The organism is Terriglobales bacterium, assembly GCA_035624475.1.
Classification (GTDB): Bacteria; Acidobacteriota; Terriglobia; order Terriglobales; family Acidobacteriaceae; genus DASPRL01.
Window position 1 is genome coordinate 1 of record DASPRL010000229.1, and the last position, 9,892, is coordinate 9,892.

General features: G+C 67.8%; 9 protein-coding genes. All 9 read right to left on the reverse strand.

What is annotated here, in order from left to right:
• The coding region (locus VEG08_09435) for a hypothetical protein (GenBank protein ID HXZ28203.1) at window positions 1-182 on the reverse strand (182 nt) is incomplete at its 3' end.
• A gap of 22 nt (window positions 183-204) precedes the next feature.
• Window positions 205-1,668 carry a protoporphyrinogen oxidase gene (gene hemG / locus VEG08_09440; GenBank protein HXZ28204.1) on the reverse strand — a complete coding sequence of 488 codons (1,464 nt, stop codon included), beginning with the start codon at window positions 1,666-1,668 and terminating at the stop codon, window positions 205-207.
• A gap of 4 nt (window positions 1,669-1,672) precedes the next feature.
• Window positions 1,673-2,629, reverse strand: a complete 957-nt coding sequence (gene hemH, locus VEG08_09445) for a ferrochelatase (protein ID HXZ28205.1) — start codon at window positions 2,627-2,629, stop codon at window positions 1,673-1,675.
• Entirely contained in the window at window positions 2,626-3,663 is a 1,038-nt protein-coding gene (gene hemE, locus VEG08_09450) for a uroporphyrinogen decarboxylase (GenBank protein ID HXZ28206.1), read from the reverse strand. The genes hemH and hemE overlap by 4 nt, the downstream gene beginning before the upstream one ends.
• Before the next feature lie 48 nt (window positions 3,664-3,711).
• Window positions 3,712-4,476, reverse strand: coding sequence for a response regulator (locus VEG08_09455; protein ID HXZ28207.1), 765 nt, complete (start codon window positions 4,474-4,476; stop codon window positions 3,712-3,714).
• Window positions 4,430-5,596 carry a histidine kinase gene (locus VEG08_09460; GenBank protein ID HXZ28208.1) on the reverse strand — a complete coding sequence of 389 codons (1,167 nt, stop codon included), beginning with the start codon at window positions 5,594-5,596 and terminating at the stop codon, window positions 4,430-4,432. The genes VEG08_09455 and VEG08_09460 overlap by 47 nt, the downstream gene beginning before the upstream one ends.
• 320 nt (window positions 5,597-5,916) lie before the next feature.
• Complete coding sequence (locus VEG08_09465; protein ID HXZ28209.1) at window positions 5,917-6,816, reverse strand: DUF2950 domain-containing protein; 900 nt, start codon at window positions 6,814-6,816, stop codon at window positions 5,917-5,919.
• Between the two features lie 117 nt (window positions 6,817-6,933).
• A complete protein-coding gene (locus tag VEG08_09470; GenBank protein HXZ28210.1) occupies window positions 6,934-8,220 on the reverse strand; it encodes a DUF3300 domain-containing protein in 1,287 nt (428 codons plus the stop codon).
• A 195-nt stretch (window positions 8,221-8,415) separates the two neighbouring features.
• Entirely contained in the window at window positions 8,416-9,705 is a 1,290-nt protein-coding gene (locus VEG08_09475; protein HXZ28211.1) for an ATP-dependent 6-phosphofructokinase, read from the reverse strand.
• Window positions 9,706-9,892 lie beyond the last annotated feature (187 nt).

Below are 9,892 nucleotides of genomic sequence, written 5' to 3' on the forward strand. Positions count from 1 at the left end.
TCCATGTGCTGGGAGGACATGGCGCTCATGCTGCTGTTCATCTCCTGCATGTTGTGCCCCGACATGTCCATCCCCGGCATGTCCATGTGGGAGTGGTCGGGCGGCGCCTGCTGCGCCCACAGCATCGTCCCGCCGAGAAGAAGGACCGTCGCAAGGATCGCAAAGTGTTTCTTCGAGTGCATGGCTCTTCATTCCCCTTTGAGGCTAGATAACACGGGCGGCAACGGATTGTTGCCCGCCGGGGAAGAGCGCCTGGGTTACGGAAGTAACCGCGTCCATGCCGGTGCGGATGCAGTCGGGCACTCCGATGCCGCCATAGGCGTTGCCGGCCAGGGCCAGCCCGGGAAGCCTGCGCCGCAGGCGCTCGATCTCGGCCACGCGCTCCAGGTGGCCGACCTCGTACTGCGCCATGGCCCGCGGCCAGCGATAGACGCGCGCGAAGGCCGCTTCCGCCCCCAGGCCCAGGATGCCGCGCAGTTCTTCCGCCACCGTCCCCAGGATCTCTTCGTCCTTGAGCTGCAACACGTTCGAGCCCTCAGGGTTCTCTACGTTGGCGCCGCCCAAAAAGACGCGCAGCAGCCGCCAGCCCTCGGGACAGCGGTGGGGGAACTTGTTGTGCACGAAGGTGCAGGCCAGCATGCGCTTCCCTTCTGCGCGCGGCACCAGGAAACCAAATCCCTCGTCGAGGACCCGGCGTTCCTTCTCGGAGAGCTTCGCGGCTTCGTATCCCAACGCGACCGTGACCGAGGAGCTGTAGCGGATGCAGGCGAGCAGCGCGGCCAGTTCGGGCGAAGTCTCGCGCAGCAATTCCGCCGCGCCATAGGCGGGCGTGGCCACGATGACGGCGTCGAATTCCTCTGCCGGGCCGCCCGCCGGCGTCGCCAGCCAGCGCTCTCCCCGGCGCGCCAGCGCCGCCAGCACCGCTCCCGAGCGCAGCGCGCGCGCCTCGATACGGGTCAGGAGCACGTCCACCAGTTGCTGCATGCCGTCCTTGAGCGAGCTGAAGAGCGGGCGCGGTGGGCCGTGGCGGCGCTCGGCGTGCTTGCGAGCCTTGAGCATGCCGCGGCTCAGGCTGCCGTGCTTCTTTTCCATCTCCAGGAAGCGCGGCAGCACGGCGCGCACGCTCAGGCGCGAGGCCTCGCCGCCATAGACGCCGGCCAGCAGCGGGTCGGCCATGCGCTCCACCATCTCGCGCCCGTAGTGGCGCTCCGCGAACGCGGCCACGCTCTCGTCGCCCTCGTCCGGCCGCGGTTTCGAGAACCACTCCCGCGCCATGTGCAGCTTGCTCGACAGAGAAAACAGCGGCGTGGTCAGGATGGGCAGGATGCGCGTGGGCACCATGAACTGCAGCCCGTCGGGGATGGTGACCAGGCGCCCGCGGGTGACGATGTAGGTCTTGCGGCGGGCGTCGTTGGAGCCGATGAGCTGGTCTTCGATGCCCAGGTCGCGGCACAGGGTGGTGGCCCAGGGCTTTTCGGTGAGAAAGGAATCCGGTCCGGCCTCCACCAGGCAGCCGCCCACGCGGTCGGTGCGCATCACCCCGCCCGGGCGGCGGTCACGCTCGAAGAGCACGTACTCCACCTCCGCGCCCTGGCCGCGCGCGCGCTCCAGGTAGAAGGCTGCCGCCAGCCCGGAGATGCCGGCCCCGACGATGGCTACGCGCTTCATGGGATCAGGTGGGCGGCGTCCCCGAGATCTGCACCAGCTTCTTCTGCGCTGGGGCCTCGCCCGCCAGGCGCGAGCGCGCCACCTCGGCCAGCGCTGCGATCAGTGTGGGAGAGTCGTTGAGCGACTCCGCCCGCCGCAGCGCCATGCCCTCCTTGGCTGCGAACTCCTGGAAGAAGATGTCCACGTCGTAGAGCACCTCCACGTGGTCGCAGAGAAAGCCGATGGGCTGCACGAAGACCGCCTTGTTTCCCCTGGCCTTCAGCCCGCGGATGGTCTCTTCCACCGTGGGCCCCAGCCACTCGCCCCCCGACATGCCCTGGCTCTGGAAGGCGAAACTCCAGTCGTCCACCGTGAGTTCGGGCAATTCCATGGCCACCAACGCGGCGGTCTCGCGCGCCTGCTCCTCGTAGGGATCGCCCTCGGCGATGGTACGCTTGGGCACGCTGTGCGCTGTGAAGATCACGGGCACGCGCGCGCCCAGCTCCCGGCAGGCACGCTGCCAGCCCGCGGCCAGCTTCTCGGCGAAGGCGCGGATGAGCAGCGGGTGGTCGTGCCAGTTGTCCACGAAATCGACTGCGAAGGACGCCTGGCCCTCTTCCACCGCGCGCTTGTAGAGTCCAACGCTGGTACGCGAGTTCTGCGGCGCGAGACAGATGGCGACCGCCTTCGCGACCCCCGCCGCCGCCATCTGCCGCACCACATCGCCGATCAGGGGCTTCCAGTTGCGCATGCCTACGTAGACCGGCAGCTTCAGTTCGCGGGCCAGGGCCTCGCCCTGGCGCAGCGTGATCTCGGTCAGGGGCGAACGCCCGATCAGGCTGTAGCGATTCTGGATCTCCTTGGCCACCGCCTCCGGCATGGGCCGTCCCCCGGTCACGCTGCGCAGGAACTCGGGGATGTCCTCCACGCGCTCGGGGCTGCCGTGGGCCAGCAGCAGGACCGCGTTGAGGTCGCCGCTCATGCCTTCTCCGCGTCGTCGCGCACGAACTCCACCAGGGCGCGCACGTTCTCCACCGGGGTCTCCGGCAGGATGCCGTGGCCGAGATTGAAGATGTGCCCCGGCCGGCCGCCGGCGCGCCGCAGCACTTCGTGCGCCCGCGCCCGCAACTCCTTCTTGTCGGCAAAGAGCGCCACCGGGTCAAGATTTCCCTGCACCGCCCCGCGGAAGCCCAGCGCCCGCCAGCCTTCGTCCAGCGGGATGCGCCAGTCCAGCCCGATGACCTCGGCGCCGGTTTCCTGCATGGAGGGCAGCAGGGTGGCGCTGTCGGTGCCGAAGTAGATGACGGGCGCGCCGGTCGCACGGATGCGCCCGACCAGTTCGCGAGCGTGTGGCAGCACGTAACGGCGGTAGTCCTCCACCCCCAGGCAGCCCACCCAACTGTCGAAGACTTGCACTGCGTCGGCGCCGGCTTCGACCTGCTCGGCCGAGTACTCCGCCAGCACCGCCACCAGCTTCTTCATGAGTTCGTCCCAGGCTGCGGGCGAGCGGTACATCAGGGTCTTGGTGTGGACGTAGTGGCGCGAGCCCCCGCCCTCGATCATGTAGCTGGCCAGGGTGAAGGGGGCGCCGCAGAAGCCGATCACCGGCAGCTTGGCGCCGAAGTGCTTGACCACCCGCGCCACCGACTCGGCCACGTAGCCCAGTTCATCGGCGCGGTCGCTGCGCAGGCGCCCGATGTCCTTCGCCTCGCGCACCGGCTTCTCGATCACCGGGCCCTCGCCGGCCTCGAAGCGGAAGGGCATCCCCATGACCTCCAGGGGCAGCAGCAGGTCGGCAAAGATGATGGCCGCATCCACCTTCAGCTTCTCGGCGGCGGTGATGGTGACCTCGGCCGCCAGCTTGGGCTGCTTGCAGATCTCGATCAGGGAGTGCTTTCCCCGGACCTTGCGGTACTCCTTCATGTAGCGGCCGGCCTGGCGCATGAACCACACCGGAGTGCGCTCCACGGGCTCGGCCCGGCAGGCCTTCACGAAGATGGATCGCGGCGCCGACATGAAACTTCAATGTAGCATTTCCGGCACGGTTTGCGGGGCGAGAGCGGGCTAGGTGTCCATGCCCAGCACGCCGCTGAGGCGGTCGCGGAAGCTGCGGCTGAGGGTGAGGCGGGCGCCGCCGTTCATCACCACCACGTAATCGCCGCCGGAGGAGGATTGCAGTTCCTTGATGCGCGACAGATTCACGATGGTGGAGCGATGGATGCGGACGAACTTCTCGGGATCGAGCTCGGCCTCCAGGGCCTGCATGGTGCGGCGCAAGAGGTGGGACTCATTGGCGACCCGCAACTCGGCGTAGTTTCCCGCCGCCTGGATGTAGTCGATGCTCTCGGTGGGCACGAAGGAGATGCGCCCGCGGTTCTTGATGACGATGCGCTCCAGGTACTTGTGCCCCTCGTTCACGGCGCGCAGCAGGCCGGCCACGCGGCCGTTCTCTCCCTCCGGGTGGCTCCGGATCCAGCGCTTGGCATGCTGCAGGGCGCGGTGGAAGCGCGGCTCGTCGAAAGGCTTGAGCAGGTAGTCGAGAGCGTGATTCTCGAAGGCGCGCAGGGCGAACCGGTCGAAGGCGGTGACGAAGATCACGTGGGGCAGGTGCTCCGGCTCCAGCCCGGCCAGCACCCCGAAGCCGTCCACGTTCGGCATCTGCACGTCCAGGAAGACCAGGTCGGGCCGGTGCTCCCGGATGAGGGCGATGGCCTGGCTCCCGCTGTCGCACTCGGCCACGATCTCGCACTCCGCATCCTGCCCCAGCAGGGTGCGCAGGCGCTCACGCGCCAAGGGCTCGTCGTCCACGATCATCGTGCGCAGCTTCATCGCCGACTCCGGACCCCTCCTCCGCCGGCCGCTCGACGGCCGGGCGATAGGGGATGGACAGGGAAACCTGCAGCCCGCCCCCGGCGCTCTCCCCCAGCACGAAGAAGTGAGCGGGTCCGTAGAGCTGGCGCAGGCGCGCGCGGGTGTGGGAGAGTCCCACGCCGCGCCGGAAGGCAGCCTCGCAAGGAACGGCGAGGCCGGGGCCGTTGTCGGCCACGGACAGCTCCAGATGGCCGTTGACCCGCCGCGCCAGCACGTCGATGCGTCCGCCCGCCTCGCGCCGGGCGATGCCGTGGCGCACCGCGTTCTCCACCAGCGGCTGCAGCAGCATGTTGGGGACGCTGGCGTCCAGCGCCGCCGGGTCGATCTCCAGGTGGACGGTGAGCCGCTCCTGGAAGCGCATCTGCTCGATCTCCAGGTAGCCCTGCAGAAACTCCAGCTCCTGCTGCAGGGAGATCTCCTCGGTCTCAGAGTTTTCCAAGGTCATGCGCAGCAGGTCGCCGAGGCGGCTGATCATGCGCTCTGCCAACGCCGGGTGACGGCGGGTGAGGGTGGAGATGGCGTGCAGCGTGTTGAACAGGAAGTGCGGATGCAGGCGCATCTTCAGCAGCTCCAGGCGCGCCTGCGACAGCCGCGTCTCCAATTGCGACGCGTGGACCCCCCGGTCCCGGGACTGGACGTAGTAGTTGCGCGCGTGGATCAGCCCCAGGATCATCCAATAGGTCAGGAAGTCGGAGCTGAACCTCAGGTCGAAGAAGGCGCGGAAGAGGTACTCGTAGGAGTAGGTCCGGGCGAAGTTGCCGAGGCGCGGCGCCAGCACCGCGAACAGCGCCAGGTGCGACAGGGTGAAGAGAGTGCCGGCCAGCAGGTGCAGGCCCAGACGCCCGGGCCAGTTGTGCCGGTCCCAGGGGAGCCTTCCGGCCAGCCACACCAGCAGGGGAGTGAACGCAGCCCACAGGTACCAGTCACAGAGGGCGACGGCCAGAGCGCGAAGCCAGCTCACTGGCTGGCCCACCGACGCCATGGCGATGTAGTTCTGGGTGGCGAAGAAGATCCCGAGCAGGGTCGCGCCCAGCAGGACCAGGGCCCAGCGGCTGCGTCGTCCGAGCAGCTCCTTCACCGCACACCCCCACCTCTTCTCTTAGACGCTCCAGACCGCAAACGGTTATCCTCCCGCGCCGGATAGGAACCTTAGATGCCACCCGCCGCCGCGAGGTCCGGGAAAAGGGACGAAAGCCCGGGCCCCACAGAAGCAAGACGGCGGAGGACGACCACCTGTTCCCCTACGTACGCGGGAAAGCGAGCGTGAGTTCTCGCAAAAGAAAGCAGGCCGAACCGAAACGCCGGCCTGCCGCACCGCTCGAAAGAGCGGGGGAGACCGGTGCGCGGGGGAAGGTGGCCCTCCCCCCGCGCGCCTATCTGGTCTTCATTTCTTCCGGCTCACTGCGGCGGCCGCGCCGTCGCTTCCGAGGACTCCCCCGGCCAGTTGTCGGTGGTGCGAGTCCAGGTCTTGTCCGGGTTGTAGCGTTCCATGCTCTTGACGATGTTCAGGGTGTTGGGCCCCAGGTCCTTCTGGTACACGATGCCATCGTGGCTGACGATGAAGGTCTTGACTCCGGTGACCCGGTACTCGACCGGGGCCGCCACCAGGGCAAATCCTCCGATCATCATGCCCTGGATGACGAAGTCCATCTCTCCCAGGGGCGCCGCCGGACCCTGCCCCTTCAGCACCTTGAAGAAATAGCCGTGGTATCCCGACGGGTTGCTGGTGGAGTAGCCCTCCTGGATCGCCTTGGCGATGGCGTCGCTGATGGGCCCGCCGGGCGTGCCATCGGGGTTCATCCAGTACAGGCCGTCCTGCTTGCCGGGGGTGCTCAGGATGCGCTGCGCGTACTGGTTGACGCCGGAGTTGTCGTGGGGCGTGGCCGCGTAGTCGAGCTGTGCCTCCACGAAGCCGCGGCAGATAGTGATGGCATCCAGCTCGTTGGCCCCGATGCGGCGCAGCAGGAGGGTCTGGCGTCCTTCCCGCGTGTTGAAGTACCACTTGCCGTGGCGCTGGACGATGGGGATGGGCAGCGGCCAATTCTCGTTGCCCACCACCAGGATGGCGCGCTTGGAGGACTCGGCCTGCACCGCGGTCTTCTCGCTGGCCTTGGCCACGAAAGCCAGCGCGCGCTCCTTGTCCTGGACCGGGTCCTTGGAGGCGATCAGGTCTTCGCTGCCCGGCCCCAGGATCTGCTTGAGGGCCGCCACATCGAAGGCGCCGGCCGCCTGGATCAAGGCATCGGCGGCCGCCTGCGGGGTGTCGAATCCCCTTTGCGCCGCCTTGGCTTGCGCCATGGCTGCCAACGGAGCGCCCAGCACACACGCCAGGAGAACGACCCACGCGAAGAGGGTCGGCTTGCACGATCTCGTAATCCATGTTGATCTCATCGTTTTCTCTCCTTGACGGTCTGGCTAGCGCCGCCGTCCGCCACCGCCGCCTCCGCCTCTCCTGCCGCCGCCGCTGTAACCGCCGCTGCGGCCACTGCTGCCGCGGGAGCCCATGCTGGAGGCGCCCCGCGACTGGCTGGCGCGAGCATTGGGGCCGCTCATCCCGCTGGAAGCTCCGCCGAAGGCGCCGTTGCCGGCGCCGCGGGAGACGTCGCGGGTGCCGACGCGGTCCGCGCCGCCCAAGCCGCCGGCGCCGCCCTGGAAGCCGCCTTGTTGCCGGTTGCCGAGCTGGCCCTGGCCACCCATCTGGCCGATGTTCTGCCGGGCGCTGGCCTGACGATTGGCCATCGAGTCTCCGCGAGCGGCGCCGCCGTATTGCTTCGCGGTGGCCCGGTCCCCATAGGGAGCGCCGCCACGGTGCTGGGGATTGTGCTGCCAGTTGTTACCGCGGGACGGCTGCTGAGAGGGGCGATCGCCTTGGCCCCGGTTGGGATTGTTGATGTTCTGCCGGTTGGAGTTGTTGATGAAATTGTTGTTGTTGTTGATATTGATGTTGTTGTTGCCGCCCCAACCGCAGTTCCAGCCCCAGCCCCCGCCCCAGGCCGCGCCGATGGCCAGGCCGGCGCCGAACCAGAGCGCTCTCCCGGCCACGTAGCCGGGATAGTAAACAGGCGGATAGGGATAGGCGGGTTCGCCGTAAACCACCATGGGATCGTAGCTGGGAACGTAGACCACGTCGGGGCTGGAGGGCTCAATGACCACATAGGTCTGGTTCTCCACGACCTTGGTCTGCACGGTCTGCTGTTCGGTGGTCTTCAGTTGTCCTTTGCCCTGCGCCTTCAGGCGCATGCGCTGCACCGCGTTCATCACGTCATCCTGCTGTGCCAGGAAGGCGTTCCCCAGGTCCGCGGTCCACTTGATGTTCTCCGAGAGCACCTTGACCACGTCCGGCAGGACGGCCAACGCCTGCACGCTCGGGTCCCAGTTCTGCTGCATGACCGCGTTGGTGAGCGCCTGGCCCGTCAGGCTCGTGTTCTTGTCCAAGAACTGCTGCAACTGGACGATCTCCAGCGGATAGGTGGAGGCCGCCAGCACCTGCGCCAGCAGCGGGTCAGGATAAAGGGCGATGGGAGCGACCAGAGAATCCAGTTGGTCGGGTGGAATGGCGGCCGACGTGTCTGAGGCGGGAGCCGGTTGCTGCGGCCCATACGGGCGCGGGCCCGTGCCCCCCGGCAACGTAGCCACAGGCAGCGCGCAGATGAGGAACAGCGCTGCGGCTTGTCTCAGCGATTTCAGGATTGAGGATGTCATTCTGTTCTCCTGCGGGGTGTCTGCCGCTCCTCGCGCCTGACCAGCGTGACCGAAGCCGGCAGACGATTGTCAGGATGATGCTTGCTGGCGGCCAGCTTGGCCGCCCGCCGACACCTTCAGGGTAAGAGGGGCCGCACGCGCCGCAGAACTGGCAAAACTGCTAGTTCCGCGCTCTGCGGTCCGGCTCCGGGAGCCTCAGCGCAGGTCGTGCGCTTGTCCGGTGGTGGCCAGCACGCTGTTCCACAGCACCCCCCGGAGATCGATCTTCTTCCGTTGCGACACGGCCAGGGGTATGGGGACGTGGGTGAACTGGTGGTTCCAGAAGCTGACGACCATGTTGGTTCTTCCGCTCATGCCCGCATGCACGGCGCTGTGCCCGAGGAGCAGGCAGAAGGCCGAGTCATGCGGGTTCGCCGGCACGCTGCGGATGATGTAGCTGGGATCGATGTACTTGAGTCCGACCTCCTTGCCCGCCCGGCAGAAGTGCCTCTGGATCGCGTCCCGCAGGAACACTCCGATGTCGCCGTACTTGACGTTCCCGGAAGCGTCGCGCTCGCCCGTCCTCGCCATCAGCTCCTGTCCCGCGCCTTCCGCCACCACGATCACGGCGTGGCCCTTCCGCTCGAGCCGCCGCTCCAGCTCGTCCAGGAAGCGCTCCAGGGTGAACGGAACCTCGGGAACCAGGCAGAAGTCCGCGTGGCTGTCGACCAGCACCGCGTAGGCGGCGATGAAGCCGGAGTCGCGGCCCATGAGCTTGACCAGGCCGATGCCGCGGCCCGCGGCCTCCGCCTCGGTGTTGGCGGCATAGATGGCGCGCCGGGCTTCGGTGACCGCGGTCTCGAAGCCGAAGGTCTTCTGCACGAAGCAGACATCGTTGTCGATGGTCTTGGGGATGCCGATGACGCTGAGGACCATTCCCTGCCTTGCCGCTTCCGCGGCGAGGTCTTGCGCGCCCCGCAGGGTGCCGTCGCCGCCGATCGCGAACAGGATGCCGATCTTCAGCTCCCGCAGGGTCTTGGCCATCTCCGCCGGGTCCTGGGGCCCGCGCGAAGATCCCAGGATGGTCCCGCCCATCTCATGGATGCGGCCGACCGCATCCGGTGTCAGCTGCAGCGGCGGCTGTCCCCTGCTGGGAACCATGCCCTCATACCCGAACCGGAAGCCATAGACCTTGTCTACGCCGTAATGGTGATAGAGGCTCAGGACGATGGAGCGGATCACGTCGTTCAGTCCCGGACAAAGGCCGCCGCAGGTGACGACCCCACAGGCGACCTGGGCGGGATCGAAGAACAGCTTCGCCCGCGGCCCGGCGGCTTCCATGGCGGGAGGAGCCGCGCCCTCCGCCAGCCAGGGCTGCATGTCCTCGAGACGCGCGTGGTAGAGGACGCGCTCGTCGTCGCCCACGAAGCGGACGCCGCACAAGGGCGAGCGGAAGCGGCACTCGCCCAGCCGCGCGATCGTGAAGTCGAGATCGCCGAGCGACACAACAGCCCCCGTCCCAGGCACGGCCAGCCCTCTGCGAGGCGGCATTCGTCTAGATGACCGCCGCCAGGTGCTGATCGCCGGAAGCCGCCTGCAGTTCCTCGTCCAGGATGGGCACCGCCAGGTTGCAGGCCTCGACCCCCTGCGCCAGGCAGAGCTTCAGCACCTCCATGATCTCTTCCACGGTGGC

What these genes read in the sequence shown, in the direction of transcription:
- hemG (HXZ28204.1), bottom strand. Translation starts at nt 1,668, where the DNA reads ATGAAGCGCGTAGCCATCGTCGGGGCCGGCATCTCCGGGCTGGCGGCA.
- hemH (HXZ28205.1), bottom strand. Translation starts at nt 2,629, where the DNA reads ATGAGCGGCGACCTCAACGCGGTCCTGCTGCTGGCCCACGGCAGCCCC.
- hemE (HXZ28206.1), bottom strand. Translation starts at nt 3,663, where the DNA reads ATGTCGGCGCCGCGATCCATCTTCGTGAAGGCCTGCCGGGCCGAGCCC.
- VEG08_09455 (HXZ28207.1), bottom strand. Translation starts at nt 4,476, where the DNA reads ATGAAGCTGCGCACGATGATCGTGGACGACGAGCCCTTGGCGCGTGAG.
- VEG08_09465 (HXZ28209.1), bottom strand. Translation starts at nt 6,816, where the DNA reads ATGGCGCAAGCCAAGGCGGCGCAAAGGGGATTCGACACCCCGCAGGCG.
- VEG08_09470 (HXZ28210.1), bottom strand. Translation starts at nt 8,220, where the DNA reads ATGACATCCTCAATCCTGAAATCGCTGAGACAAGCCGCAGCGCTGTTC.